This window comes from Citrobacter sp. CK181, assembly GCF_030333595.1.
Classification (GTDB): domain Bacteria; phylum Pseudomonadota; class Gammaproteobacteria; order Enterobacterales; family Enterobacteriaceae; genus Citrobacter_B; species Citrobacter_B koseri.
Map to the genome: position 1 here is coordinate 175,553 of NZ_JAOWFN010000012.1, position 25,630 is coordinate 201,182.

The following is a 25,630-nucleotide window of genomic DNA, read 5'->3' on the forward strand; positions in this document are numbered from 1 at the left end:
GTCCGCTCCTGTGGAATAATTTGCTGAATCGTTTTTTCAGCCCTTAGTTTGTTCGCCGTTTTCATCATCGGTGAAGCTTAATGAGGCCGAATTGACGCAATAACGCTCACCCGTCGGCTGTGGGCCATCCGAAAAGACATGTCCCAGGTGCGCGTCACAATTGCCGCAGCGAATTTCTATACGCTGCATCCCGTGGGAAAAGTCCTTAATGTAACGGATAGATTCTTCACTGACCGGCTCGTAAAAGCTCGGCCAGCCGCAGCCGGAATCATACTTGGTTTGGGAATGAAACAGCGGCGCGTCGCAGACCAGACAGTGGTAGACGCCATCACGCTTATTATGCAGCAAACGCCCGGTAAATGGCGGTTCCGTACCGTGATTCTGCGTCACGTAGAATTGCATTTCGGACAACTTTTTTTTCAGATCTTCCGCAGAGGGTTGATTAGCCATTTGCTCACATCTCGCTTTAGCCATACTCACATTGCGTGACCGATTCTAACAAAACATTAACACCCCAGTGTGAACTTTTGTTCTAAACTTGATCCTTGCGAAATGGCAGCTTATGAATCGTGATCGGAATCACGTTTTTATCTCAGTTGCCCTTTAAAATTCGGGGCGCCGCCCCCATGTGGTTTCAAGCCGAAAGGAAGAGTGAGGCGAGTCAGCCGTGCAAAGCTTGTACAGAGGATTGATTTGTCGCAATGATTGACACGATTCCGCTTGACGCTGCGTAAGGTTTTTGTAATTTTACAGGCAACCTTTTATTCACTAACAAATAGCTGGTGGAATATATGACTATCAAAGTAGGTATCAACGGTTTTGGCCGTATCGGTCGCATTGTTTTCCGTGCTGCTCAGAAACGTTCTGACATTGAGATTGTTGCAATCAACGATCTGTTAGACGCTGAATACATGGCTTACATGCTGAAATATGACTCCACTCACGGTCGTTTCGATGGCACCGTTGAAGTGAAAGACGGTCATCTGATCGTTAACGGTAAAAAAATCCGTGTTACCGCTGAACGTGATCCGGCTAACCTGAAATGGGACGAAGTTGGTGTTGACGTAGTTGCTGAAGCTACCGGTATCTTCCTGACTGACGAAACCGCACGTAAGCACATCACTGCTGGCGCGAAAAAAGTGGTTCTGACGGGCCCGTCCAAAGACAACACTCCGATGTTTGTTAAAGGCGCTAACTTTGACAAATACGAAGGCCAGGACATCGTTTCCAACGCATCCTGCACCACCAACTGCCTGGCGCCGCTGGCTAAAGTTATCAACGACAACTTCGGCATCATCGAAGGTCTGATGACCACCGTTCACGCGACCACCGCTACTCAGAAAACCGTTGACGGCCCGTCTCACAAAGACTGGCGCGGCGGCCGTGGCGCAGCTCAGAATATCATCCCGTCCTCTACCGGTGCTGCTAAAGCGGTAGGTAAAGTGCTGCCGGAACTGAACGGCAAACTGACTGGTATGGCGTTCCGCGTTCCGACTCCGAACGTATCCGTTGTTGACCTGACCGTTCGTCTGGAAAAAGCGGCTTCTTACGAAGACATTAAGAAAGCGATCAAAGCTGCTTCCGAAGGCCCGATGAAAGGCGTTCTGGGTTACACCGAAGACGACGTAGTATCTACCGATTTCAACGGCGAAGTGTGCACTTCCGTGTTCGATGCTAAAGCAGGTATCGCGCTGAACGACAACTTCGTGAAACTGGTCTCCTGGTACGACAACGAAACCGGCTACTCCAACAAAGTTCTGGATCTGATTGCTCACATCTCCAAATAAGTTGAGATGAGAAATTGATCCCAAAAGGCGACCTTCGGTCGCCTTTTTTTATGGCTAAGAGTTTTCAACTCCAAGGATTGCATCATGATTAACACAATTTTCGCTCTCCCGGTCATCGAACAAATTACCCCTGTCCTCTCCCGCCGCCAGCTCGACGAGCTTGACGTGATCGTCGTCGATCACCCGCAAGTTAAGGCGTCTTTTGCACTCCAGGGCGCACATTTGCTCTCCTGGAAACCAGCAGGCGCCGAAGAAGTGCTGTGGCTGAGCAACAACACGCCGTTTAAAACAGGCGTTGCGCTGCGTGGCGGCGTACCGATCTGCTGGCCGTGGTTTGGCCCCTCTGCGCAGCAGGGTCTGCCGTCTCACGGCTTTGCCCGTAACCTGCCGTGGGCGCTGAAAGCCCACAACGAAGACGACAACGGCGCGGTACTGACATTTGAACTACAGAGCAGTGAGGCGACTCGCCAGTACTGGCCGCACGATTTCACCCTGCTTGCGCGCTTCAAAGTGGGTAAAACCTGTGAGATCGAACTGGAGGCCCACGGCGAATTCGAAACCACGTCTGCCCTGCACACCTACTTTAACGTCGGCGATATCGCCGCAGTTAAGGTCAGCGGCCTTGGCGACCGTTTCATTGATAAAGTGAACGACGCCAAAGAAGATGTGCTGGCAGACGGCGTCCAGACGTTCCCGGATCGTACTGACCGCGTTTACCTGAACCCGGAAGCCTGTAGCGTTATCCATGATGATGCGCTGAACCGCAACATTGACGTCATCCACCATCACAACATTAACGTTGTGGGATGGAACCCTGGCCCGGCACTCGCCGCCAGCATGGGCGACATGCCGGATGATGGCTACAAAACCTTTGTCTGTGTGGAAACGGCTTATGCCACCGCGCCGCAAAAAGCCAGCGAAGAAAAACCGTCTCGCCTGGTGCAAACAATTCGCGTCGCAAAACGTTAAGGCTTGACTGATGCCGGATGACGATGCTGACGCATCTTATCCGGCCTGCAACCTGTCGGCACCGCCGTCTGCGTACATCTCTGCGCTGGCATTCTCACCCATGTACCAAGTCCTGTCATCGCATCCTCCCCATCAATGCACCACCGCAAAGCAAAACAGGGCGCAAGCGCCCTGTTTTGATGCACGAATTGCACTGTAAAAATGCACAATCAGAACTTATAGGTGATCCCGGTTGAGATCAGGCCGGTCCAGGATTTATCAACCATCGGGCTGTCGGTCACTTCATCCGACAAACGGGTATAACGCGCTGTACCGTAAACGCTCCAGTCCCCGAGGAAGTTGTAGTTAGCGCTGATTTCCAGGTACGGATTCCAGCCGCTTTCTGGATCGTAGCTACGCAGGCCGCTGCGCGAGGACTCTTTGCGCGAAACACCATAGTAGTATTCGTTCTGGTTTTCGCTGTTCCACTGCACACCAATGCCCGGCGTCAGCGTCAGCGCGCCATTGGTATAGCGGTACAACCAGGCCAGATCCCACACGATGCCGTTGCTGTTATCCAGCGTATCACCCGCCAGCGTGGTGCGCAGGAAACCGTATTCGGTATTGTGGATGTAAGACAGGCCCGCCATCATGGTGCTCTTACGCTTGTCGAGTTCGCGCAGTCGGCGATCGTCGCTGTCACCCGGCTTAAAGTACAGCGGAGACCAGTACGCGGTAATCGACAATTTATCCGCTTTGTCGTTCCACAGGTAGTATCCGCCGCCCAGGCCCCGGAACCAGAAGTTATCACTTTCATAGTTGATAACCGGCACCGGATACACATCAGCATCGTAATCTTTGTAAGGATGTTCAACCACACCAACGCCAGCGCCCAGCGTCAAGTCGTTTTCAGCTTGCGCTACGCCAGCTGATGTGGCGATAAGCACGCCAAATGCCAGAAGTTTGAGTTTGGTCACAATCCATATTCCTTATTCAAATGTTTAGCGCCAAAAGTGTAACTGCCAATACGTTTCAACCCAACTATTTTACTTATTCGTTTCACTCTCTGTAACCGGTTAATTTCTCAATAGTGGATGACAGTTTGCTTGCAGTCGGATGAACGTGGGATGACTTTCATCTCTTTTCTTTACATAACCATGCACTTTTAGCGGATGAGTTATTGATATGCCATTGAAATTCATTTATGCGCACAGGCAAGTTTTGCAAATGCCATCTACGCTTAATTTTAAGAAGATGTATCACCGGGCACGTTGATCTCTTGCTCTGCGTTGTGGCATGAGAGTTGCTGTTTAATCAGTAGAGACGTCGTTCAGTTACCTCTTCCGGGAGCCTCTACTATTCATATGAACGGCTCTTACCATGTGCTAAAAAACGAAAGGACGGCATACCATGAATATATTCGATCACTATCGCCAGCGCTATGAAGCTGCCAAGGACGAAGAGTTCACACTGCAGGAGTTTCTTACCACTTGTCGGCAAGATCGCAGTGCTTATGCCAACGCGGCAGAGCGGCTACTGATGGCTATTGGTGAGCCTGTCATGGTCGATACTGCCCAGGAACCTCGACTTTCTCGACTCTTTTCGAACCGGGTCATCGCTCGCTATCCCGCATTCGAAGAGTTTTACGGCATGGAAGACGCGATTGAACAGATTGTCTCTTATCTGAAACACGCGGCTCAGGGGCTGGAAGAGAAGAAACAGATCCTGTATCTGTTGGGGCCTGTAGGGGGCGGTAAATCGTCGCTGGCCGAGCGACTGAAATCTTTGATGCAGCATGTGCCTATTTATGTTCTGAGCGCCAACGGTGAGCGTAGTCCGGTAAACGATCACCCGTTATGCCTGTTTAATCCGCAGGAGGACGCGCAGATTCTGGAAAAAGAGTACGGCATTCCGCGCCGCTATCTCGGCACCATTATGTCGCCGTGGGCCGCGAAACGTCTGCATGAGTTCGGCGGGGATATTACCAAATTCCGCGTCATCAAAGTCTGGCCGTCCATTCTGGAACAGATTGCTATCGCCAAAACAGAACCCGGCGATGAAAACAACCAGGATATTTCCGCGCTGGTCGGCAAGGTGGATATTCGTAAACTCGAACACCACGCGCAAAACGACCCGGATGCCTATGGCTATTCCGGCGCGCTGTGCCGCGCTAACCAGGGGATCATGGAGTTCGTCGAGATGTTTAAAGCACCGATTAAAGTGCTGCATCCTCTGCTGACCGCCACTCAGGAAGGTAACTACAACGGGACGGAAGGTATCTCCGCCCTGCCGTTTAACGGTATTATTCTTGCCCACTCGAACGAATCCGAATGGGTGACTTTCCGCAACAACAAAAATAACGAAGCCTTCCTCGACCGTGTTTACATCGTGAAGGTGCCGTATTGCTTACGCATTTCCGAAGAGATCAAAATCTACGAGAAGCTGCTGAATCACAGTGAGTTGACTCATGCGCCATGCGCGCCGGGTACGCTGGAAACCCTGTCGCGCTTCTCGATTCTTTCTCGTCTGAAAGAGCCGGAAAACTCGAGCATCTACTCGAAAATGCGCGTCTATGATGGCGAAAGCCTGAAAGATACCGACCCGAAAGCGAAGTCCTATCAGGAATACCGGGATTACGCCGGCGTCGATGAAGGGATGAACGGTCTGTCCACGCGTTTCGCGTTTAAGATCCTCTCCCGCGTGTTTAACTTTGACCATGCCGAAGTGGCCGCCAACCCGGTGCACCTGTTCTACGTACTGGAGCAGCAAATCGAGCGCGAACAGTTCCCGCAGGAGCTGGCTGAGCGCTATCTGGAGTTCCTGAAAGGTTATCTGATCCCGAAATACGCCGAGTTTATTGGCAAAGAGATCCAGACCGCTTATCTGGAATCCTATTCCGAGTACGGACAGAACATTTTTGATCGTTATGTCACCTATGCGGATTTCTGGATTCAGGATCAGGAATACCGCGACCCGGATACCGGCCAGCTCTTTGACCGCGAGTCACTGAACGCTGAACTGGAGAAAATCGAAAAACCGGCGGGCATCAGCAACCCGAAAGATTTCCGTAACGAGATCGTCAACTTCGTTCTGCGTGCCAGAGCGAATAACAGCGGTCGCAATCCAAACTGGACCAGTTACGAAAAACTGCGCACGGTTATTGAGAAGAAAATGTTCTCGAATACCGAGGAGCTGCTGCCGGTGATTTCGTTTAACGCGAAAACCTCAACCGACGAGCAGAAAAAACACGACGATTTTGTCGACCGCATGATGGAGAAAGGTTATACCCGTAAGCAGGTTCGCCTGCTGTGCGAATGGTATCTGCGCGTACGGAAATCGTCTTAACAGCATAAATGGCCCGGAAAATTTTATCCGTTTACCGGGCCAACAATTCTTTTGTACGCGAAATCATTCAAGAGGTATCAAGGCGGCAAATGAGTGAATCCCCAGGAGCGTACATAAGTACGTGACTGGGGTGAGCGAATACAGCCAACGCAGAGACAACTTGAAGGATGAAGCGTAAGTTGGCAAATGCAGTACGGGGGGCTTATGACCTGGTTTATTGACCGGCGTCTTAACGGTAAAAACAAGAGCATGGTGAACCGCCAGCGCTTCTTACGCCGTTATAAAGCGCAAATTAAACAGTCGATCTCCGAGGCCATTAATAAACGTTCGGTGACCGATGTAGAGAGCGGCGAGTCCGTTTCAATCCCGACGGATGACATCAGCGAACCGATGTTTCATCAGGGACGGGGCGGCTTGCGCCATCGCGTACACCCCGGCAACGATCATTTCGTACAGAACGATCGCATTGAGCGTCCACAAGGTGGCGGCGGTGGTTCCGGGAGTGGGCAAGGCCAGGCCAGTCAGGATGGTGAGGGTCAGGATGAATTCGTCTTTCAGATTTCCAAAGATGAGTATCTGGATCTGCTCTTTGAAGATTTAGCGCTGCCTAACCTGAAAAAAAATCAGCAACGGCAGCTTACTGAGTATAAAACCCACCGCGCGGGTTTTACCTCCAACGGCGTTCCGGCCAACATCAGCGTGGTGCGTTCCCTGCAAAACTCTCTGGCGCGCCGCACGGCGATGACTGCGGGTAAACGTCGGGAGCTACGCGCGCTTGAGGACGACCTGGACATCATCACCAAAAGCGAACCCGCGCAGTTGCTGGAAGAGGAGCGGCTACGTAAAGAGATTGCCGAACTGCGGGCAAAAATCGACCGTGTCCCCTTTATCGACACCTTTGATTTACGCTACAAAAATTATGAAAAGCGCCCTGACCCTTCCAGCCAGGCCGTGATGTTCTGCCTGATGGACGTATCCGGCTCGATGGATCAGGCCACCAAAGATATGGCCAAACGTTTTTATATCCTGCTCTACCTGTTCCTCAGCCGAACCTATAAGAACGTTGAAGTGGTCTATATCCGCCACCATACGCAGGCAAAAGAGGTGGATGAGCATGAGTTCTTCTACTCCCAGGAAACCGGGGGCACTATCGTCTCCAGCGCCCTGAAATTGATGGATGAGGTAGTGAAAGATCGCTACGACCCGGCGCAGTGGAATATCTACGCGGCGCAGGCTTCGGATGGCGATAACTGGGCAGATGACTCTCCGCTGTGTCATGAGATTCTGGCGAAAAAACTGCTGCCGGTGGTGCGCTATTACAGCTATATCGAAATCACCCGCCGCGCCCACCAGACCTTATGGCGCGAATATGAGCATCTGCAATCGACTTTTGATAACTTTGCGATGCAGCATATCCGCGACCAGGATGATATCTATCCGGTCTTCCGTGAACTGTTCCAGAAACAAAGTACGACAAGTAAAGACTAGAAATCACTCCGTCAGGTCAGTAAAAAGCCAGAACCCTGTTCTGGCTTTTCTTTATTTCCCCTTAACCGAACAGCAGGCAATGTAATTCAACTGATGGCGCTGTGATTTAAAGAAGCGAAACATCTTGATAAAACGGCTGCGATTGTCACGGATGCACAGCCCGTTATAAACAATTTTAAGCGCCCCTTTCAGCCCTTCATCGCGAATCAACCCTCGCGGAGACATCAGCGACATTTCACCGTTCTGCTGTAAAACCTGCTCAAACCCGGAATCCAGCAACAGATCGCGCCAGCCTTGTTTGGTCATTGGGCTTACATTCGATTTCACTACATGCTGAAGCTGGTTCTGCTCACCTTCCGCCAGCTTCTGGCTGGTCAGCATAATATCGTGCGTTAAGAGACGGCCACCCGGCTTCAGAACCCGATAATATTCACCGATCAGCTTTGCTTTCGCTTTGTCGGCATACATGGTGAGCATGGCCTCGTTAATCACGACATCAAAACTGTTATCGGCAAAGGGTAAGCTGTTGGCATTGGCGGCCATGACATGGATGTGATTTTCCAGCCCGTGCGCCGCGACATTGTTCCGCGCGTTTGCCAGCGCGTTTTTATCCATATCGATGGCGTAGACCGAACAACCAAAACGTTGCACCAACTCAATGGCGGTCGTCGCCATATTGCATGCCACTTCCAGCACCTGGCTGTCCGGCGTCAGCTGAGACTGGCTGAACAGCCACTCCGTCGCCTCAATGCCGCCCGGACGCAGACGGGTTTTGCCCAGGCTTGCTAAAAATGTATGGCCCGCTTTTTCATTCGCACTCATCGCGCACCTCCTTCCTGATAAGTTGCATTATAAATACAACATTAAGAGAAAAAGGGGAAGTATGAGAATGATTTTTATTTCACAACACAAAAGAGGACGAAGGCGCTGTTAGAGAGAACATCGCCACTGTGATAAACTGAAGCGTCGCCCTTTGAAAACTGTTATTCATCATGAAATTGCATCATAAAGCGCTCAGGCTCTTTATCTCCGCAAGCGTCATTGTACTGACGTCCTCTTTTCTGGCTTATGAATTGATCGCCAGTGACAGGGCGATGAATGCCTATATGGGCTATATCATCGAAAAGGCAGACTCTTCATTTTTGTATGACAAGTACCAGAATCAGAGCATTGCAGCTCATTTAATGCGCACGTTCACGGAGCCCAAAACACCGTCATCCGATGAACAACAATATGCGTTATGCCGCAGATTTGAAACAGGTCGCAATACCCACGGCATCAATCTCACCACTCATAATAACCCATCGCTACATGGAACACTGCAAACCGCCGAGGCAAACTGCGCGATCGTAGCTGACGACGCTCCTCTGTTGTTCGCTTTTGATCAGGCGGTGGCCGCGAATCGTAACCAGAAGGATTATGGTAAAGGGCTGGGCACTGTAGAAGATAAATTCCACTACTATCTGGATATTAAAAAACGCTACGTCTATTTTTATAACCTGATTGACTCCAGACAATTTTTTATGCACCACTGGTCTTTTCTGCGAAAAGGAACGCTGGGAATCAACCGTAACGATATTGATGGTCAATTCACAGGGCGAACAGTGCTCTCAAGCATTTATCAGGACGATCTTACTGAAAAAAATGTGATGAGTTTTTTAACTCCCGTTTATCTACATGGAAAGTTAAAAGGCATAGTAATGGTGGATATTAACCAGGATAACCTGAAGAATATTTTTTACACTCAGGATCGTCCACTGGTCTGGCGCTATCTGGACGCGACTCTGTTCGACCTTAATTCAGAGAAAAAAATCATTGTCCATCAGAGCGAAAATAACCTCTTTAATTATGTTAATTATGTTCACGACCTGCCAGGCGGCATCCGTGTCACATTATCTCTCGACATCCTGTATTTTATTGTCTCATCATGGAAACTGTTCGCCTTTTACCTGCTCGTTACCGCTACGTTACTGAACATGGTCAGAATGCATTTTCGCCTTTACCATAATGTCAATCGTGAAAATATCAGCGATGCGATGACCGGCCTCTATAACCGTAAGATCCTGACACCGCAGCTTGAACAGCGTTTGCAGCGACTGGTCAACACAGGCACCTCCGTGACGTTTATCGCCATCGATCTGGATAGGTTGAAAGTCATTAACGACACGCAGGGGCATCAGGAAGGCGATCGCACAATTACATTGCTGGCAAAAGCCATTGAAGCATCGGTGCGTAAAACAGATTACGCAATAAGACTGGGAGGTGATGAATTTTGTGTAATTCTTATCGATTCAGTTGTACCGGCAACAACTTTACCTGAGCGTATTGCCAATAAGTTGCGAATCATCGCGCCAGATAAGGTGATTAGTTTTTCCGCTGGACTTTATCATATGCAGCCTGAGGATACGATCCAGGACGCATACAAGGCCTCCGATGAGCAACTCTATCTCAACAAACAACAAAATCATGCACGTTTGTGATACCCTTTTGCCGTTAAAACTTCATCGCAATATTGGGAGTGAATAATGAATGAAGTCGCTAAGGGAATCACGGCTCACCAGCGTTTGATTACCCTTTTATCGCAGGAAGGCGCCACTTATCGTGTACTCAGCCACGAGGCGGTCGGTAAGTGCGAAGCGGTTTCGGAAATTCGCGGCACCGCACTGGGCCAGGGGGCAAAAGCGCTGGTGTGTAAAGTGAAAGGCAATGGCGTCAATCAACATGTCCTGGCGATCCTTTCCGCTGACCAGCAGGCCGATCTCGCCCAACTCGCAAACCATCTCGGCGGACTAAGAGCTTCGCTTGCCAGCCCTGCCGAGGTGGATGCGCTGACCGGCTGCGTCTTTGGCGCGATTCCCCCTTTTAGCTTCCACCCTAACCTGAAGCTGGTGGCCGATCCGCTGTTGTTCGAGCGCTTTAACGAAATCGCGTTTAACGCCGGTGTGCTGGAAAAATCGGTCATTATGAATACCGACGATTACCTGCGCATTGCGCAGCCGGAACTGGTCAACTTTCGCCGAGCGCAATAACGGCTCAGAAACGTCTTTCCAGCACCAGTACGGAAATCACAATCACCGCGGCAATAGCGAAAAATGATGAGGTAATGATCAGCGTTTCAATCAGCATATGATCGTTCATGGTTTCACCCCGTTGCGACAGAGAAAACGGCTCACCTGTTATTGATAAATCGAATTAATGGCAATTTAATGACAGCAAGCCTGGCCTGCCCGGAAAATTCTCCCTCAGGCATTCGCCTGAAAATGTGCCGTTATTGATAAAAAAGCCTGTTCACTCACGTATTTGCGCGTACAGTAAGCAGGCTTATCTTTCTCTGGCAAGGAAACCACGATGTTTGATGTCACTCTGCTGATCCTGCTTGGACTGGCAGCGCTGGGCTTTATCAGCCATAACACCACTGTCGCCGTTTCAATTCTGGTGTTGATCATTGTCCGCGTTACCCCACTCAATACGTTTTTCCCGTGGATTGAGAAACAGGGGCTTACCGTCGGGATCATTATCCTGACTATCGGCGTCATGGCGCCGATCGCCAGCGGTTCGCTGCCTCCCTCTACGCTCATTCACTCCTTCGTCAACTGGAAATCACTGGTTGCCATCGCCATTGGCGTCTTCGTCTCCTGGCTGGGCGGGCGCGGCGTTACGCTGATGGGAAGCCAGCCACAGCTGGTCGCGGGTTTACTGGTGGGAACGGTACTGGGCGTCGCGTTGTTCCGGGGCGTGCCGGTCGGCCCGCTCATTGCCGCAGGCCTGGTGTCGCTGATTATTGGGAAGCAGTAAGCCCGGCCAGATAACGGCCTGGCGTTTGCCCCAGCCCCTTTTTAAACATGGTGATAAACGCGGTCGTTGAATCATAACCCAGCGTTTGGGCGACATGCTGCACGCTGTGTCCGTCAATCAGCGCCTGCAACGCCAGAATAAGCTGCAACTGGTGACGCCAGCGACGAAAGCTCAGGCCGGTTTCCTTTACCACCAGTCGGGCAAGATTGCGTTCGCTCATGGCGAACAGGCTCGCCCACTGCCCCAGCGTTTGCCAGCGGGCTGGTTCACGCGCCATCGTCTCCACCATTTGACGTATTTTGGGATGCCCGGAAACCGGAAGCTGCATCTGCTCCTGTGGTTGTTGCGGAAGCTCATCAAACAAGACCTGTGTCAGGCGCTGCGTCATTGGCTCGGTACGCTGAATATCCGTTCTCGCGGCAAGCGCCAGAATCAGCTCCCGGCACAATGGCGTTATTTTTAGCGTACAGCAGCGATCCGGCATCACGACCGCATCCGGCTCAATAAACAGAAAACATAATTCCGCCCCCGCCGTGACGTGGTTACTGTGGGGAATTTCGCCGGGAACCCATACCGCATACTGTGGCGGCACCATCCACATGGCGCTTTCTACTTCGCAGGTAATAGCGCCATGCAGCGCCAGGATCAGTTGCCCTTTTCGATGGTGATGCAGCGGACTGAAAAGTTCATCTTCGCGAGCGCGAATGCAAAAGGCCACAGCCGCATCATGGTGAAGGTCAGGCTCGTAGCCATCCAGTCTCAGGCCAATCATCATATTGTCCGATTTTAGCGATAAACTGTCATTTTAGCTTGATTGATCCAGAGAGTAAAAACGGTAAGGTATCGCCTCGCCTGTTGATATGAGAAAACAATGACTATTTCCCCTTCATTACGCGGCAAAAACGGTGCATTACTGATTGCCGGTATTCTGATGATTGCGACGACGCTGCGCGTTACCTTCACTGGCGCTGCGCCGTTACTGGAGACGATTCGTGCGGATTACGGGCTAACTACCGCACAAACGGGCCTCCTGACCACGCTTCCCTTGCTGGCTTTCGCGCTGGTCTCTCCGCTGGCGGCAAACATTGCGCGCCGGTTCGGCATGGAACGTAGCCTGTTTGCCGCCATGCTGTTGATTTGCTTTGGTATTGCCGTGCGCTCGCTGCCTTCTGCCAGCTTCCTGTTTACCGGCACAGCCATTATTGGTTGCGGTATCGCGCTGGGAAACGTGCTGCTCCCCGGGCTGATTAAACGCGATTATTCGCAGCATGTGGCAAAACTGACCGGCGCCTATTCATTGACAATGGGCGCCGCAGCGGCGGTGGGTTCGGCAATGGTCGTACCGCTGGCGTTGCATGGTTTTGGCTGGCGCGGCGCGTTGTTAATGCTGATGCTGTTTCCCCTGCTGGCCTTTCTTATCTGGCTGCCGCAGTGGCGCAACACGGCTACCGCCAACCTGAGCAACTCCCGCGCGCTACACTCGCGCGGCATCTGGCGATCTTCCCTCGCCTGGCAGGTCACCTTATTCCTCGGCATTAACTCGCTTATCTATTACGTTATCATCGGCTGGCTGCCCGCGATTTTAATCAGCCACGGCTACAGTGAAGCGCAGGCCGGATCGCTACACGGCCTGCTGCAACTGGCGACGGCTGCGCCGGGACTGTTGATTCCGCTCATCCTGCACCGGTTCAAGGATCAGCGCAGTATTGCCGCGCTGGTATCGCTCATGTGCGCTCTCGGCGCGGCCGGGTTCTGGTTTGTGCCGGAGCAGGCGGTGCTGTGGACGATTCTGTTTGGGTTTGGCTCTGGCGCGACGATGATTTTGGGTCTGACGTTTATCGGGCTGCGCGCCAGTTCCGCGCACCAGGCGGCGGCGCTTTCGGGCATGGCGCAATCTGTCGGCTATCTGCTGGCGGCATGTGGGCCGCCGTTGATGGGTAAGATTCATGATGCCAACGGCGACTGGCACATCCCGCTAATTGGCGTGGCGGTTCTGGCGGTCGCGATGGCGATATTCGGCCTTTATGCCGGACGCGATCGGGAGATCGCAGCAAAATAACCGAACGGGCAGGCATTGACCTGCCCTTGTTTTTATCCCCGTGCGGCTCGCAGCATCGCCTGCACCAGGGGAACGGGTTTTCCCGCCAGCGCGCCACGTTCATGCTGAAAAAGCGTACCAACGAAAAAGGGATGCGTTACCAGTTCCACGGCACGGATGTCTCCCGCCTCATCCCACCCGGTAACCCGCAAATCGCCATTCTCAAGTTCAGCGGCAAAATCCTCTGATACCCCGTAGTTGCAGTGATACCCTTCGGAGATAACGTCCTGCCCGTAGGCTTTGGCGACCAGCGTATTCGCCCTCAGTTCGATATCATCCGTTTTTTCCACCAGCGAGCAGCTCAACGGGGCGATAACCATCCGACCGGAAGCATCAGTTTCGGCGTGCGCCGCATCGCGCCAGCCCAGCACGTTGCGGGCATACTCGAGGATCGCGTGCTGGAATCCGCCGCAGGTTCCCAGAAAAGGAATGCTGTTTTCACGGGCATAGCGAATAGCAATCAATGCCCCTTCGGTATTTTTATAGGGACTGCCGGGAACAACCCAGATGGCATCATAGCCCACCAAATCTTCGTCACTATTGATGTCGGGCGTCGTCAGCCAGTCATAGTCCGCCATTAACTCCAGCACGGCGGCCGCATCATCAATAGCAAGGGGTATGGCCTGGTGCGCCACGATATCGGGGTTGTAATCACCCACCAGCGCAATACGTAGCGTGTCTTTAACAGGGGAAAGTTCCATGAGGCGTTCCTTATGTCAATGCAATGAGGGACAACATAAGGAACCTCAGACTACCGATCTTTTACTGTTATCACAATCCCTTAAATTGAGGAGGATCGAAGTGCTATAGTGATGACGTTCTACGTTTCAGAAACAGCCTGCTACGTCAGCATGACGCGGCACGATTTTCCGGCAATCAGATTAATGAAGTCATGGCCTGGATTGAGGAGAGAAAAGGATGAAAATTCAGTGTAAACGCGTCTACGACCCGGCAGAAAAAAGCGACGGCTACCGTGTACTGGTTGACAGGCTGTGGCCGCGAGGGGTCAAAAAAACCGATCTGGCCTTTGACGAGTGGGATAAAACGCTTACGCCTTCATCTGAATTACGCAAGGCCTTTCACTCTGAAGTGATTGATTTCAAAAATTTTACTGAGCAATACCGGAGTGAACTCGACCAACAGAAGCAGGAAGGTAAACGGCTGGCGGATATTGCCCGCCAGCAGACGCTGACCCTGCTATATGCGGCAAAGAACACAGAGCAGAATCACGCACTTGTCCTGGCCGACTGGCTACGCGGATTGTGATTCGCACAAAAAATCCGCCAAAACACGGCGCATGCGCAAAGCGATGCGCCGGGTGTCACTTACCGCTGGCAGGATGATCTCTGCGCCAGAGATCCCACTCTTCGATCACTTCTCCGCCGGGCAGTTTGCATTCCGTGCGTACCCCTTGCGGGCTTTGAACGGGCACTCGCGTACCGCCCTTCTGTTCGCAATAGACGGCAGCCGGGTTTGCCATACCTATTTGCGGAGGTTTCGGCGCCTCGGGCTGGGATGACGACGAACAGGCGGAGAGCGCCAACGCGCACGGCAGCGCGACAAACATGAATCTCATATGAACTCCCGTTAACATTACACCCCGACAGGTTAACCCGCCTGCCGTTGTATCTCCATGTTTTCTTGCGATGCGTATCAGAATGAAAAGCGTGACGTTAAAACATCTTTTGTCACGCACGACGCCCTGCTATCCTTGCTCGTCTTCCTATAACGAGAACGGGTGATAGCATGAAATTAGGCATTATTTTTCCTGTCGTGATTTTCATTACGGCGGTGACTTTTTTGGCATGGTTTTTCATCGGCGGCTACGCCACGCCGGGGGCGTAACGATGAAGAAAACGACACTCATCATGATTGGCATTGCGATTATCGCGGTGGCAGGAACTAAACTGGGCTGGTGGTAACGGGCTTATCAAAATAATAAAGGCCACCAACGGTAGCCTTTTCGTCTTACGAACTACTTCGCTTAACTTTTGATTTTTCTGTAGATAAACAGAACGACAATCGCGCCGATAACCGCTACGGCAAAGCTGCCAAAGTTGAAGCCGTCAACTTTGCCAAACCCGAAGAACGTGCTGATCCATCCCCCTACCACGGCACCGACGATCCCCAGGATGATCGTCATGAAGAACCCGCCGCCATCCTTACCAGGCATAATCCACTTCGCCAGAATACCTGCAATAAGCCCAAAGATAATCCATGAAATAATGCCCATTTTTTCCTCACTTATGTTTGTACGTTAGCGGTTTACTCGCCGTTAAAAAGAATAGCACATCATCAGAGAATTGAAATTTGTGATAAATGTCACTTTTATTATTTTTTCTTTACTCCCATAAAAGTTGGCGTTGCAAGTTTAGATGATAAAGATTATCTTTCTCATTACTGAATAGTTGAGCAAATCACTCAGGTATTCAGTACGACATTGCTCACATTGCTTCCAGTATTTTTGCCCGCCTCACTGAGTGCGGGCTTTTTTTTGACGTTTACTCGTCATTTATGACGAATCCGCTGTCATTTTCTTCATCTTTCCGCAGACAAGCCCCGCCGCGCCTGAGTTTCTGTTTCTGGCACGGTTTGTGCTTTAACAGCCCGTCGCTACGACAAACCGAAGCCAGCGCCATGTTGCGCGTCGGCTTCGACTACAATTCGCGCTATTTCAGCTTTTAACAGGTCTGTTATTGATGAAAAAAATCACCAGTGTGTGCCCGTACTGTGGGGCCGGGTGCAAGCTCAAGCTTGTTGTTGAAAATAACAAAATTATCCGTGCCGAAGGCGCAGAGGGCGTAACCAACCAGAACCAGTTATGCCTGAAAGGCTACTATGGCTGGGACTTCCTTAACGACACGCGGCTTCTGACGCCACGTCTGACCCGCCCGATGATCCGCTATCAAAAAGGCGGAAAATTTACCCCCGTCAGTTGGGATGAAGCGATCCGCTATACCGCACAACGCTTATCCGCCATTAAAGAAACCTTTGGGTCCCGCGCCATTATGACGACGGGCTCTTCCCGTGGGACAGGGAATGAAACCAACTACGTCATGCAGAAATTCGCCCGCGCCGTACTCAATACCAACAATGTCGATTGCTGCGCCCGCGTATGCCACGGCCCTTCCGTCGCCGGGTTGCAGGAGACGCTGGGTAATGGGGCGATGAGTAACTCCATCAGCGATATAGAGAACTCCAAATGCCTGCTGATTTTCGGCTATAACTGCGCAGACTCTCACCCTATTGTCGCGCGCAGAGTCATTAAGGCCAGGCAGAACGGCGCCAAAATTATTGTGTGCGATCCCCGGCGCATTGAGACCGCCCGTATTGCCGATCAGCACCTGCAACTGAACAACGGCTGCAATATGGCGCTGGTTAACGCCTTTGGCTACGTTCTGCTTGATGAACACCTTTACGACACGGAGTACGTACAAAAGCACACGGAAGGACTGGAGGCCTACCGGGAGACCGTAAAAGATTACGCCCCGGAATCCGTCGAACATTTAACCGGCGTCCCTGCCCAGCAGGTGCGTCAGGCGATGCGAACGTTCGCCGCCGCCCCTTCCGCCACGGTCATGTGGGGAATGGGCGTGACCCAGTTTGGTCAGGCTGTCGACGTCGTGCGCGGTTTGTCGAGCCTGGCGCTGCTGACGGGCAATCTGGGGCGTCCTGACGTCGGCGTCGGCCCGGTACGCGGTCAGAACAACGTCCAGGGAGCGTGCGATATGGGCGTTCTGCCTAACCAGTTCCCCGGCTACCAGGACGTGACGGATGCAGCCGCCAGAGAGAAATTCGCGCAAGCCTGGGGAATCGATGCCAGCCTGATGGATGACAAAGTCGGCACGCGTATTACCGAGGTGCCGCACCTGGCGATGGAAGGCAAAATTAAAGCCTACTACATCATGGGGGAAGATCCGCTGCAAACCGAGGCCGACCTGGGGCTGGTGCGGGCCGGTTTCGAGGCGCTGGACTTTATCGTGGTGCAGGATATTTTCATGACCAAAACGGCAGAAATGGCGGATGTTCTCCTGCCCGCGACCTCATGGGGCGAACACGGCGGCGTCTTCACCTGTGCCGACCGTGGCTTCCAGCGGTTTGAAAAAGCCATCGATCCCACCGGAGATGTGAAGCGCGACTGGGAGATTATCAGTCTGCTGGCGACCGAAATGGGCTACCCGATGCATTATGAAAGTAACCAGCACATCTGGGATGAGATGCGCGAACTGTGTCCGCTTTTCTACGGCGTCACCTGGGAGAAAATGGGCGATATGGGGCATGTGCAGTGGCCGTGCCCGGACCTTGATCACCCCGGCACACCGTATCTTTACGCACATAGTCAGTTTGATACGCCCAGCGGCAAAGGCAAGTTATTCGCCGCGCCGTGGCGGGCTCCGGCGGAAGTTCCTGATGATGCGTTCCCGATGGTGCTCTGTACCGTTCGCGAAGTGGGACACTATTCCTGCCGCTCAATGACCGGCAACTGTGCTGCGCTACAGGCGCTGGCAGATGAACCTGGCAACGTGCAAATCAACACAAACGACGCGGAAAAACTGGGGATTCGTCATCGCGAACTGGTGTGGGTGAGTTCACGTCGCGGTAAAGTCATCAGCCGGGCCGATGTTTCAGATCGCATTAACCAGGGAACGGTCTATATGACCTATCAATGGTGGATAGGCGCCTGTAACGAACTGACTCAGGATAATCTTGATCCGATTTCGAAAACGCCTGAAACCAAATACTGCGCCGTGAAGGTCGAAGCCATTACCGATCAGCGCTGGGCGGAAAACCATGCTGCCCAATCGTACAGCGATATGAAGTCGCGTTTATGCGAGGCAATTGCATAAACCGCGCTGTGCCTGTTAGCCCGGGTTCGGGAAAAAGAACCCGGGCGTTTTCATCAGCGAACCTCAATATTCCGCATGCTGCGGTTCCGCCGTCTGCAACGCAATATATTCATCTTGTTTATCGCGTTTCATAAACGTCAGCGTAACCAAAAAAAGCCCGATCATGAACGGCAATTCATACAGTTCTTCAATCAAATCAGTGTATTGCTTACTGTGCAGGAACAGCGGCGACAGTAACCGATGATGCTCTACCGTATCGGAAATTAAAAACGCGCAGGCAGTAACAGTTAGCAACCACAGCGGCAGGGATTCTTCACGCAGCCGACGCGCAATCTCCTGGCGCAAAGTCTTTGAGATCAATACCGGAAGCACAAGCGCGGCGATCAGGACGACGGAAATCCCCCGGAAGATCATTTTGGGATGATCAGGAAAATAGTCGCGCCCCCAGCTGGTGCTTCGCCCTAACAACACCAGCCACCACACCACCGCCCAAAGCCAGAACTGCTTTGCGCCGTCAGGGCGAGACAACGGCCTGATATACCAGGCGGTAAATAGCGCACCAAACAGTAGCCATAGCGCCTGCCCATTTTCAATCCATAACACCACGACGCCATTTAGCAGAGGTACGTGCCAGTTCGCAGTGAAAGGAATAACCAACGCAACAAGCGCAAGGACGAGAGCCGACGAGGTTAATCGAGTATCAAATTTCATGGTGGTCATTTTCTGTTCAGTGTTTGATGCTCAATCATATATTTTATGAATGCCAGAGCATTAACAAACAATGCGATGTTCTTAAGGTTTCCTTAATATTTCTTTTCAATTAATTTCAGTTGTCAGGTACATGCTGATATCAGGCGAAAAAAAAACCGCCCAGCGTCGTGATAGCGCTGTGCGGTTTAGCGTAACGGTTAAAAAATCGCGGTCGCAGGCTTCCCGAACGGGATCACCAGCCGCAAACGTCGTGCTCGTTTTCGGTGTCGTATGAGCGCACGGTGTTCACCAGATCTTTCACCACTTCTGCCGCAACGTCCGGGACCAGCAGTGTCATCGGCGCTTCAGTTTCATAATCAACTGAAACACCGTTGCTGTTATTGGTTACGGTAACGGTATAGGTCGCTTTGCCCATGATTTACTCCTTCCCGGTATGAATGACTTTTCGTTGGCTGGCGCTTTCCATCAGCACTTCCGGTGCAACAAAAAAGTCGATGTTAAAGTAGGTATCGTCGCTCATCACTTCGATGTTGTGCCATTTTTCCGGGGGAAAAACGCCGAACTGACCGGCTTCAATGATCATCACTTTTTCCGGTTCCGGGCTGTGTTCATCTGCGTATCCGAGATATTTGACCGCCCCCTGCATAACCGACAGGCGAGGATAAACCCCTGGTCGGGTTCCTTTATCAAGGTGGCGTTCGAAAATTCCGGCTGGCGCGGTGTCTTTATTCCAGAACGGAGTGGAGCGTGTATGGATATGATTTTGTGGAATTTGAAGCATTTTATTCCCTCTTCCAGTAACAACCAGCGATCTTACTGAATCGCTGCTGTAAAAAGGGTACGCCTCATAAGATGCGTTTTAAATACCATTTATTGGTTATTTTTTTCCGTCGCGCGTGGCGGTGAGCATCATCTTTAAGTAAAAAGTAAAAACGGAAGGCCCACAGAGTGCGCGGGCCTGATGGCGTTATGACTGAAGCGTCGCCAGACGTGCGGCAAAACCAACGAAAATCAAACCGATAAGGGAATTCCCCACCTTCGCCAGTTTCTTTTTCGTGCGAATGTACTGCGTTACAAAAGCGCCCGAAATAATCAGGAAGCTCAGATAGAAAAAGCTCACCACTTCAAGCGTTGTCGCCAGGATAAAAAATGACAGCCCCGCGTGCGGCGCATTGACGTCAATAAACTGGACGAAAAACGAAACGTAAAAAAGGATGGCTTTGGGATTGGTCAGGCTCAGTATTAAGGCACGTTTAAAGATTGCGCCAAACGGAACCTCATCATGCGCCACTTCGCTCCCTTTCGATTTAAGCGTGGCGTAAAGGATCTTCGCACCAAGATACAGCAGATAAAAAGCGCCGAGATAACGAACGATATTAAACAGCACCGGCGTTGTTTTTATTAATGTTGCGACGCCCGCATACGCCAGAAACATCAGCACCGCATCGCCAATGAACACGCCGCTGGCGGCGAGATATCCGCCTTTCATCCCTCGCCCGACGCTGTTTTTCAGCACAAATATCGTATTAGGCCCCGGCACCAGCACGATAAAAATGGCCCCAACCAGATACGTCCAGTAGTTCAGAACTCCATACTCTGCGAACACGTTAACCTCTTCCTGAAAAAAACAGATACGCTTTACTGCGAAACAATATGCTAACGAATGAACTGAATGATGGGAAGGGAAATCATAGCGTTGCGTTATATCATGATATTTACCGGCAAAGGCGCCCTACTTATGACAGATATCGCTCTTTTGGGACGCCGTCACAACACGATGGCGGGTCCTGCCGGGCCCGCCATAATAACAACATCTTAGTGGTGCAACATCTCGTCGACGACCTCTTCGGCCTTCAGCTGGTACGGATAATAGGTTGGCCAGTTATCCATTTCTTCAAGCAATGCCTGCTGGGAAGTGTTCCCCATAAAGATATGGAAATGGCTCGACTTACGCGGCGCGATAATATGATCGCTGAACTGCACATATTTAGGCGCGTTGCTCTTCGCATCTTTACACTCAAACAGATAGCGAACGCCTTTTTTACCGGATGCGTAGGTCAGGATTTTGTGTCCGGCATAATCGTATTGGCAGGACTCAACCTGATTACCGGTGTGAAATTCCATGACGCCATTCTCAATGCCGATAGTATCCACATTGGTGGCGTAGCCTTTACGGTAATAGGCCTTAATCTCCTCGGCCGTTTTGCTGTTATCTTTCTCCGCTTTCTTTTTAAATACCGGATCAAGCTCCCCGCTTACCAGATACGGATAAACAGACTGCCACATACCGTCCCAGTCCGTTAGCGCCCTGTCCTTCACGTTTTTATCGTCAAAAACGCCTTCTGCCGCCTTTTGCTCCATCTCCGTTAGCGGTGCGCCATGTGAATGGTACCCATGCGCAAGCGCGTGTCCGCTAACCAGAAGCATTCCCAGAGCTACTGCTAATTTTTCAAAATGAATCGCCAAAATATCACCCTCAATCAGTGCGTAAAGATAGGATGTTATAATATAACATCACTATTAATTCAACTCTGAATGAGAAGCATAAAAAACGGGAGCACACAGGCTCCCGCTTATTCCGACAAACTAACAGTCCCCGGCGTTACAGAGTGACAATCTCTGGCTCATCAAATACCGTGAGCGTTGGGGCTTCGCCGGTAAATTTCTCTGCGTATACCAGGGTCGTATTCCCCGCGCAGCCGTTCGCCAGCCTTGACGTCGGGATGTCCGCCGTCAGCACGTTGGCGCCGCCGTTTTTACAGATGCCATTCTCGATATCAGGCCAGGCGCCTTCATGGATACAGATGATCCCCGGCTTGATCCCGTCGCTGACGTGCGCCCCGACCAGAACCTGACCACGACCATTCCATACACGTACCAGGTCGCCCTCGGCAATGCCTCTTGCCTTCGCATCATCTGGATGAATCGTCACCGGCTCGCGATCGGCAATGGCATACTCTTTTCGCAACGACGCATAGTTCAACTGACTGTGCAGACGGTGCGCCGGATGGGCGGTCAGCAACTGTAACTGATCCTTATCCGCAGACCCTTTCCACTCATCCGGTTCAATCCATGAAGCATGAGGCGGACAGTCTTTGTAGTGATAACCTTCAATGGTTTTTGAGTAGATCTCGATCTTACCGCTTGGCGTACCGAGCGCATTCATGACCGGATCATGGCGGAAATCGGCATAACGCACATACTTGTTGTTCTTTTCGTTCTCGCGCATTTCAATCAGCTTATTCTGCTGCCAGAACGCATTGAACTGAGGCATTGCCACACGTTGAGCGCGAGCCGCCTTTTGCGCGGCGTCGTAGAATTGCTTCAGCCACGCCATCTCATCTTTACCTTCGGTATAGACCGCTTTGCCGCCGGGTTTGAGCATCTCAGCTAAATCAGCAAAGACGTCAAAGTCATTACGGGCCTCAAACTGCGGCGCAATCACCTGCTTCATGGGCACCAGATGCTGGTTGCTGTAGTCTCCGGTCATCGTGAGATCGTTACGTTCAAACGATGTGGTGATCGGGAGAACAATATCGGCATGTTTCGCCGCCGCCGTCCAGTAGCACTCGGAAATCACCACCAGCTCGGGCTTCTGCCACGCTTTGATTAAGCGGTTGGTATCCTGATGATGGGTAAAGTTCGCGCCGCCTGCCCACCAGATCATTTTGATATCCGGGAAGGTCTGCTCTTTACCATTATGCTGATATTTTCCTCCTGGGTTTTCCAGCGCCTCCACAATTCGCGCCACAGGCAGGTTCACCACCGCATCCGATACCGCCCAGTCGTTCCCTGCCGACGATCCCCCCTCAATTTGCGCCGATATCGCAGGCAGTACACCACCGGTACGCGTCGGGTTCCCGCCGTTGGAATAGTGATAGGAGAAACCGAAACCGCCGCCTTCCGTCCCAATTTGCCCCAGCATCGCGGCCAGCGTCACCAGCATCCAGTGTTTTTGCTCACCGTATTGCTGACGTTGAATCCCCCAGCCCGCCATCAGCATGGTTTGGTTGCTGGCGAAAATTTCCGCCAGTTTCTCAATCTGTTCTGCGGGTACGCCACAGACACCGGATGCCCATTCAGCGGTTTTCTCAACGTTGTCGCTCTTGCCGAGCAGATACTCTTCAAACTGCGGATAACCGGTGGTGTATTTTTCCAGGAACGCTTTATCGTGACGCTCTTTTTTCACCAGCGTATGCGCAATCCCCAGCATCATCGCCACGTCAGTTCCCATATGCGGGGCGATCCACGTTGCATTGTCGCCAAAAAACTCAATGGTTTCTGAGCGCATTGGGTCGATCGCGATAACGGTTTTTCCCGATTTCTTCAGCAGATTAAAATACTCAAGCCCCTGCTCATCCGTACTGCTCCAGGCAATTTTTAACGTGTTGAGCGGGTTCATCCCCCACAGCACCACCACCTGGCTGTGCTCAAGCACCATCGGCCATGTCGTCTGTTGTTCGTATACCTCAACCGATCCCACAACATATGGCATGATAACCTGCGCCGCCCCGGTGGAATAATCCCCGGTATGGCCTGCATATCCCCCGGCCATACTCATATAGCGTTGCAGCAATGTTTGCGCTTTATGCAAGACGCCGCTGGAGCGCCAGCCATAGGAACCCGCAAAAATGGAGGACGGGCCATAGCTGCTACGAATACGGCTATGCTGCTCATGAATGAGTTTCAGCGCCTGTTCCCAGCTCACCCGCACAAAGGGATCGCTTCCCCGTTTACCGTCCGCTTTACCTGGATTTTCCAGATAGCTTTTACGCACCATTGGGTATTTTACACGGGCGTTGGTATGTACCTGATCCGGCGCGGTTTGCTGCAATGAGTTCGGTATGGTTTTAGGTAATGCGCCTTTTGAAGAGACAACCTTGCCGTCTTTAACCTCCACATATACGGCCCCCCAACGTGCGGCAGTCAGGATGGCGCCGCCATTTTGGTTTTCGGCCCAGGCAGGCATTGGGATCACCGAAGAAATCGCCATAGTCCCGGTTGCCGCTCCAGCCGTCTTGATAAAGTCACGTCTTGTGAGTTTCATGATTTCTCCTGGTATTATCACTATTCATGCATGTCTTTCGCGTTGTACTGGAAGTAACGGCTCAGGATATCCAGTTCGTTTTCACTGATGTTGGTACGAGCCCCCATCCCTTTCGCCACAGAGGGCCAGGCATTGAGGGTAAAATGCTTCGCAGGAATCGGCGCATGGCAGCCTGCGCAGTACACATTGTCGAGTTTGCGCGCGTAGTCCCACATCGGTTCGCGGCTGGCGAGCGCAGAGCCGCTCCACTCGCCCTGTAGCGCCACATCCCGCCACGCGTTACCGTAATCATCTTTTTTCCAGTCAGAGAGAATGTGGAGTGATTGCTGCCCTTTCTCACTCAGACTGGCAAGGATCAACCGCTGGCCTGCCGCGTAGTAAATAACCTGCCCGCTCCCCTGCATCTGGCTTCCGCGGATCTCCACCAGCCGTGACGTTTCCGTCGATTTCAGGACATGCATTTGCGTGGCCGGATAGACAGTTGCCAGATCGCCAAGAGCGGTATTGCTTACGGCATAGAGCGTTTTTGCAGATGCGGGGGTGGATGCAGACTGGGCCTCAAGCGCTTTGAGGGCGCTGTCGTCCATTGTTATTTCGGGTGGGAAGTGGGCGACGCCTTTGTGGCAATCAATACAGGTTTGTTTTTCCTGAATGCCCATTTGGTGCATTTTGCGGGCATCAGCGCTTTGCGCGTCAAGATCCATCGCATCCATGCTATGACAGCTACGGCAGGTTGCGGAGTCGCTGGCTTTCAACTGCGCCCAAACGGTTTGCGCCATCTCCAGACGATGTTCTTCAAACTTCTCTGGCGTGTCGATTTTTTTGGTGATGAACTGATGATAAACATCTTTCGAGGCAAGGAGCTTGGCTACCAGGTAATCCACTCCGCCTTCCGGGATATGGCAATCCGCGCATTCCGCACGAATCCCCTTCTGATTCTGGAAGTGAACCGAGCCCGTATACTCCTCATAAGGCGCCTGCATCGTATGGCAAGACAGACAAAATTCAGTGCTCGATGTTTTATGTAACGTCCATTGCCCCGCTAAAACAATTACTGCGCCAAGAACGATGCAAAGCAGCATCGTCCATAAAATGGTTTTATTTATTTTTCTCATTCTTCATTCTCATCAGACAACTACCCTTTTAGAGGTAGACAATAATTAGACCGAGCAGGTTAATTATTGATATCCATCAAGCGTGGATGTGAATAAGAATTAGCATGCAAGTAAATTTGAAGGGGATCGCAGATTACACAGCAACGGAATATATGAGTATAAAATCGTTAAAACACAGCAAGTTACACTGTATTATATAGATATTTAAACCAGTATTAAATTAAATATCAGGAGAAAGTTTCAAATAATTAAGATGGCGATTCAAGAGAGAGAAAATATCCCGTCGTTATATAAATAAATATACAATGAAATAAAGTAAAACGGAACCCATTACTGCTTCATAACGATATTCACGGTAAAAATCATTCTCCTGACAGCCATCATGTCGGTAACTCCTTCTGGTGGACGTTTTGTGTCTACATTCTTACGACTTGCGGACTCGTTCACAT

Annotated in this window: 25 protein-coding genes and 1 pseudogene; 11 read left to right on the forward strand and 15 right to left on the reverse strand. The window is 51.5% G+C overall.

Translation table 11 applies throughout. The features are described from left to right. Positions 1–36: 36 nt before the first annotated feature. The gene (gene msrB, locus OGW17_RS10185; protein WP_047457431.1) at positions 37–450 is read right to left on the reverse strand and encodes a peptide-methionine (R)-S-oxide reductase MsrB; all 414 of its coding nucleotides are present in this window, start codon (positions 448–450) and stop codon (positions 37–39) included. Positions 451–791: 341 nt separating this feature from the next. Here msrB and gapA point away from each other — a divergent pair, with 341 nt between their 5' ends. Then, positions 792–1,787 (forward strand): glyceraldehyde-3-phosphate dehydrogenase, encoded by a 996-nt coding sequence (gene gapA / locus OGW17_RS10190; protein ID WP_012132666.1) that lies wholly within the window; start codon positions 792–794, stop codon positions 1,785–1,787. Between the two features lie 84 nt (positions 1,788–1,871). Next, complete coding sequence (locus OGW17_RS10195; protein ID WP_047457434.1) at positions 1,872–2,756, forward strand: D-hexose-6-phosphate mutarotase; 885 nt, start codon at positions 1,872–1,874, stop codon at positions 2,754–2,756. A gap of 209 nt (positions 2,757–2,965) precedes the next feature. Here the strand turns inward: OGW17_RS10195 and OGW17_RS10200 are convergent, their stop codons facing one another. Continuing rightward, positions 2,966–3,712, reverse strand: a complete 747-nt coding sequence (locus tag OGW17_RS10200) for a MipA/OmpV family protein (RefSeq protein ID WP_012132670.1) — start codon at positions 3,710–3,712, stop codon at positions 2,966–2,968. Positions 3,713–4,145: 433 nt separating this feature from the next. On the opposite strand from OGW17_RS10200, the gene yeaG reads away from it, so the two are divergent. Beyond that, complete coding sequence (gene yeaG / locus OGW17_RS10205) at positions 4,146–6,080, forward strand: protein kinase YeaG (RefSeq protein WP_012132672.1); 1,935 nt, start codon at positions 4,146–4,148, stop codon at positions 6,078–6,080. A gap of 204 nt (positions 6,081–6,284) precedes the next feature. Next, positions 6,285–7,568, forward strand: coding sequence for a YeaH/YhbH family protein (locus tag OGW17_RS10210; protein ID WP_058669020.1), 1,284 nt, complete (start codon positions 6,285–6,287; stop codon positions 7,566–7,568). 51 nt (positions 7,569–7,619) lie between these two features. Here the strand turns inward: OGW17_RS10210 and OGW17_RS10215 are convergent, their stop codons facing one another. Then, entirely contained in the window at positions 7,620–8,390 is a 771-nt protein-coding gene (locus OGW17_RS10215; protein ID WP_071258208.1) for a class I SAM-dependent methyltransferase, read from the reverse strand. Positions 8,391–8,560: 170 nt separating this feature from the next. Here OGW17_RS10215 and dgcJ point away from each other — a divergent pair, with 170 nt between their 5' ends. Together dgcJ and OGW17_RS10225 are read left to right on the forward strand one after the other, a co-directional pair. Beyond that, positions 8,561–10,048: a diguanylate cyclase DgcJ gene (gene dgcJ, locus OGW17_RS10220; RefSeq protein WP_071258209.1), complete on the forward strand. Its 1,488-nt coding sequence runs from the start codon at positions 8,561–8,563 to the stop codon at positions 10,046–10,048. A gap of 45 nt (positions 10,049–10,093) precedes the next feature. Next, a complete protein-coding gene (locus OGW17_RS10225; RefSeq protein WP_012132676.1) occupies positions 10,094–10,597 on the forward strand; it encodes a YbaK/prolyl-tRNA synthetase associated domain-containing protein in 504 nt (167 codons plus the stop codon). A gap of 4 nt (positions 10,598–10,601) precedes the next feature. Here OGW17_RS10225 and yoaI read toward each other — a convergent pair whose 3' ends face one another. After that, positions 10,602–10,706, reverse strand: a complete 105-nt coding sequence (gene yoaI, locus OGW17_RS10230) for a small membrane protein YoaI (protein ID WP_096753847.1) — start codon at positions 10,704–10,706, stop codon at positions 10,602–10,604. A 210-nt stretch (positions 10,707–10,916) separates the two neighbouring features. On the opposite strand from yoaI, the gene OGW17_RS10235 reads away from it, so the two are divergent. Continuing rightward, positions 10,917–11,363 carry a DUF441 domain-containing protein gene (locus OGW17_RS10235; protein WP_012132677.1) on the forward strand — a complete coding sequence of 149 codons (447 nt, stop codon included), beginning with the start codon at positions 10,917–10,919 and terminating at the stop codon, positions 11,361–11,363. Here the strand turns inward: OGW17_RS10235 and OGW17_RS10240 are convergent. Beyond that, positions 11,346–12,135, reverse strand: a pseudogene (locus OGW17_RS10240) (AraC family transcriptional regulator); the annotation flags it as partial. The gene OGW17_RS10235 and the pseudogene OGW17_RS10240 overlap by 18 nt on opposite strands. A 99-nt stretch (positions 12,136–12,234) precedes the next feature. Here OGW17_RS10240 and OGW17_RS10245 point away from each other — a divergent pair. Further along, complete coding sequence (locus OGW17_RS10245) at positions 12,235–13,422, forward strand: CynX/NimT family MFS transporter (protein WP_012132679.1); 1,188 nt, start codon at positions 12,235–12,237, stop codon at positions 13,420–13,422. Positions 13,423–13,454: 32 nt separating this feature from the next. On the opposite strand, the gene OGW17_RS10250 is transcribed toward OGW17_RS10245, so the two are convergent. Next, positions 13,455–14,162, reverse strand: coding sequence for a CTP synthase C-terminal region-related (seleno)protein (locus OGW17_RS10250; RefSeq protein WP_012132680.1), 708 nt, complete (start codon positions 14,160–14,162; stop codon positions 13,455–13,457). A 217-nt stretch (positions 14,163–14,379) separates the two neighbouring features. On the opposite strand from OGW17_RS10250, the gene OGW17_RS10255 reads away from it, so the two are divergent. After that, complete coding sequence (locus OGW17_RS10255; RefSeq protein ID WP_012132682.1) at positions 14,380–14,727, forward strand: DUF488 domain-containing protein; 348 nt, start codon at positions 14,380–14,382, stop codon at positions 14,725–14,727. A 55-nt stretch (positions 14,728–14,782) separates the two neighbouring features. Here OGW17_RS10255 and OGW17_RS10260 read toward each other — a convergent pair whose 3' ends face one another. Further along, positions 14,783–15,037 (reverse strand): putative hemolysin, encoded by a 255-nt coding sequence (locus OGW17_RS10260; protein ID WP_024130397.1) that lies wholly within the window; start codon positions 15,035–15,037, stop codon positions 14,783–14,785. 170 nt (positions 15,038–15,207) lie between these two features. Here OGW17_RS10260 and OGW17_RS10265 point away from each other — a divergent pair, with 170 nt between their 5' ends. Further along, positions 15,208–15,306, forward strand: coding sequence for a YoaK family small membrane protein (locus OGW17_RS10265; protein ID WP_024130398.1), 99 nt, complete (start codon positions 15,208–15,210; stop codon positions 15,304–15,306). A gap of 139 nt (positions 15,307–15,445) precedes the next feature. Here OGW17_RS10265 and OGW17_RS10270 read toward each other — a convergent pair whose 3' ends face one another. Beyond that, entirely contained in the window at positions 15,446–15,694 is a 249-nt protein-coding gene (locus OGW17_RS10270; RefSeq protein WP_012132684.1) for a GlsB/YeaQ/YmgE family stress response membrane protein, read from the reverse strand. 466 nt (positions 15,695–16,160) lie between these two features. On the opposite strand from OGW17_RS10270, the gene fdhF reads away from it, so the two are divergent. Then, on the forward strand, positions 16,161–18,308 hold the full coding sequence (fdhF, locus tag OGW17_RS10275) for a formate dehydrogenase subunit alpha (protein WP_071258210.1): 2,148 nt from the start codon (positions 16,161–16,163) through the stop codon (positions 18,306–18,308). A 63-nt stretch (positions 18,309–18,371) separates the two neighbouring features. Here the strand turns inward: fdhF and OGW17_RS10280 are convergent, their stop codons facing one another. The 7 genes from OGW17_RS10280 to OGW17_RS10310 all read right to left on the reverse strand — a co-directional run bounded on the left by OGW17_RS10280 (position 18,372) and on the right by OGW17_RS10310 (position 25,181). Beyond that, positions 18,372–19,019 carry a hypothetical protein gene (locus OGW17_RS10280; protein WP_049011754.1) on the reverse strand — a complete coding sequence of 216 codons (648 nt, stop codon included), beginning with the start codon at positions 19,017–19,019 and terminating at the stop codon, positions 18,372–18,374. 232 nt (positions 19,020–19,251) lie between these two features. Continuing rightward, positions 19,252–19,434 (reverse strand): DUF1869 domain-containing protein, encoded by a 183-nt coding sequence (locus OGW17_RS10285; RefSeq protein WP_012132688.1) that lies wholly within the window; start codon positions 19,432–19,434, stop codon positions 19,252–19,254. A gap of 3 nt (positions 19,435–19,437) precedes the next feature. Then, positions 19,438–19,800, reverse strand: coding sequence for a DUF1971 domain-containing protein YeaR (gene yeaR / locus OGW17_RS10290; RefSeq protein WP_024130400.1), 363 nt, complete (start codon positions 19,798–19,800; stop codon positions 19,438–19,440). Positions 19,801–19,986: 186 nt separating this feature from the next. After that, complete coding sequence (gene leuE / locus OGW17_RS10295; RefSeq protein ID WP_012132690.1) at positions 19,987–20,625, reverse strand: leucine efflux protein LeuE; 639 nt, start codon at positions 20,623–20,625, stop codon at positions 19,987–19,989. 209 nt (positions 20,626–20,834) lie between these two features. Further along, a complete protein-coding gene (gene zinT, locus OGW17_RS10300; protein WP_071258211.1) occupies positions 20,835–21,485 on the reverse strand; it encodes a metal-binding protein ZinT in 651 nt (216 codons plus the stop codon). A gap of 136 nt (positions 21,486–21,621) precedes the next feature. Further along, on the reverse strand, positions 21,622–24,066 hold the full coding sequence (locus tag OGW17_RS10305; RefSeq protein ID WP_071258212.1) for a trimethylamine-N-oxide reductase 2: 2,445 nt from the start codon (positions 24,064–24,066) through the stop codon (positions 21,622–21,624). A gap of 20 nt (positions 24,067–24,086) precedes the next feature. Continuing rightward, the gene (locus OGW17_RS10310; protein WP_049011758.1) at positions 24,087–25,181 is read right to left on the reverse strand and encodes a NapC/NirT family cytochrome c; all 1,095 of its coding nucleotides are present in this window, start codon (positions 25,179–25,181) and stop codon (positions 24,087–24,089) included. Positions 25,182–25,630 lie beyond the last annotated feature (449 nt).

Bases quoted from the DNA above. Each gene is read 5' to 3' on its own strand.
- OGW17_RS10310 (WP_049011758.1), bottom strand. From the start codon at position 25,181: ATGAGAAAAATAAATAAAACCATTTTATGGACGATGCTGCTTTGCATC.
- OGW17_RS10285 (WP_012132688.1), bottom strand. From the start codon at position 19,434: ATGGGCAAAGCGACCTATACCGTTACCGTAACCAATAACAGCAACGGT.
- OGW17_RS10305 (WP_071258212.1), bottom strand. From the start codon at position 24,066: ATGAAACTCACAAGACGTGACTTTATCAAGACGGCTGGAGCGGCAACC.
- OGW17_RS10250 (WP_012132680.1), bottom strand. From the start codon at position 14,162: ATGGAACTTTCCCCTGTTAAAGACACGCTACGTATTGCGCTGGTGGGT.
- OGW17_RS10260 (WP_024130397.1), bottom strand. From the start codon at position 15,037: ATGAGATTCATGTTTGTCGCGCTGCCGTGCGCGTTGGCGCTCTCCGCC.
- OGW17_RS10270 (WP_012132684.1), bottom strand. From the start codon at position 15,694: ATGGGCATTATTTCATGGATTATCTTTGGGCTTATTGCAGGTATTCTG.
- gapA (WP_012132666.1), top strand. From the start codon at position 792: ATGACTATCAAAGTAGGTATCAACGGTTTTGGCCGTATCGGTCGCATT.
- OGW17_RS10280 (WP_049011754.1), bottom strand. From the start codon at position 19,019: ATGAAATTTGATACTCGATTAACCTCGTCGGCTCTCGTCCTTGCGCTT.
- dgcJ (WP_071258209.1), top strand. From the start codon at position 8,561: ATGAAATTGCATCATAAAGCGCTCAGGCTCTTTATCTCCGCAAGCGTC.
- OGW17_RS10225 (WP_012132676.1), top strand. From the start codon at position 10,094: ATGAATGAAGTCGCTAAGGGAATCACGGCTCACCAGCGTTTGATTACC.
- yeaG (WP_012132672.1), top strand. From the start codon at position 4,146: ATGAATATATTCGATCACTATCGCCAGCGCTATGAAGCTGCCAAGGAC.
- OGW17_RS10265 (WP_024130398.1), top strand. From the start codon at position 15,208: ATGAAATTAGGCATTATTTTTCCTGTCGTGATTTTCATTACGGCGGTG.
- OGW17_RS10245 (WP_012132679.1), top strand. From the start codon at position 12,235: ATGACTATTTCCCCTTCATTACGCGGCAAAAACGGTGCATTACTGATT.
- fdhF (WP_071258210.1), top strand. From the start codon at position 16,161: ATGAAAAAAATCACCAGTGTGTGCCCGTACTGTGGGGCCGGGTGCAAG.
- OGW17_RS10235 (WP_012132677.1), top strand. From the start codon at position 10,917: ATGTTTGATGTCACTCTGCTGATCCTGCTTGGACTGGCAGCGCTGGGC.
- msrB (WP_047457431.1), bottom strand. From the start codon at position 450: ATGGCTAATCAACCCTCTGCGGAAGATCTGAAAAAAAAGTTGTCCGAA.
- OGW17_RS10255 (WP_012132682.1), top strand. From the start codon at position 14,380: ATGAAAATTCAGTGTAAACGCGTCTACGACCCGGCAGAAAAAAGCGAC.
- OGW17_RS10195 (WP_047457434.1), top strand. From the start codon at position 1,872: ATGATTAACACAATTTTCGCTCTCCCGGTCATCGAACAAATTACCCCT.
- OGW17_RS10215 (WP_071258208.1), bottom strand. From the start codon at position 8,390: ATGAGTGCGAATGAAAAAGCGGGCCATACATTTTTAGCAAGCCTGGGC.
- yoaI (WP_096753847.1), bottom strand. From the start codon at position 10,706: ATGAACGATCATATGCTGATTGAAACGCTGATCATTACCTCATCATTT.
- OGW17_RS10210 (WP_058669020.1), top strand. From the start codon at position 6,285: ATGACCTGGTTTATTGACCGGCGTCTTAACGGTAAAAACAAGAGCATG.
- yeaR (WP_024130400.1), bottom strand. From the start codon at position 19,800: ATGCTTCAAATTCCACAAAATCATATCCATACACGCTCCACTCCGTTC.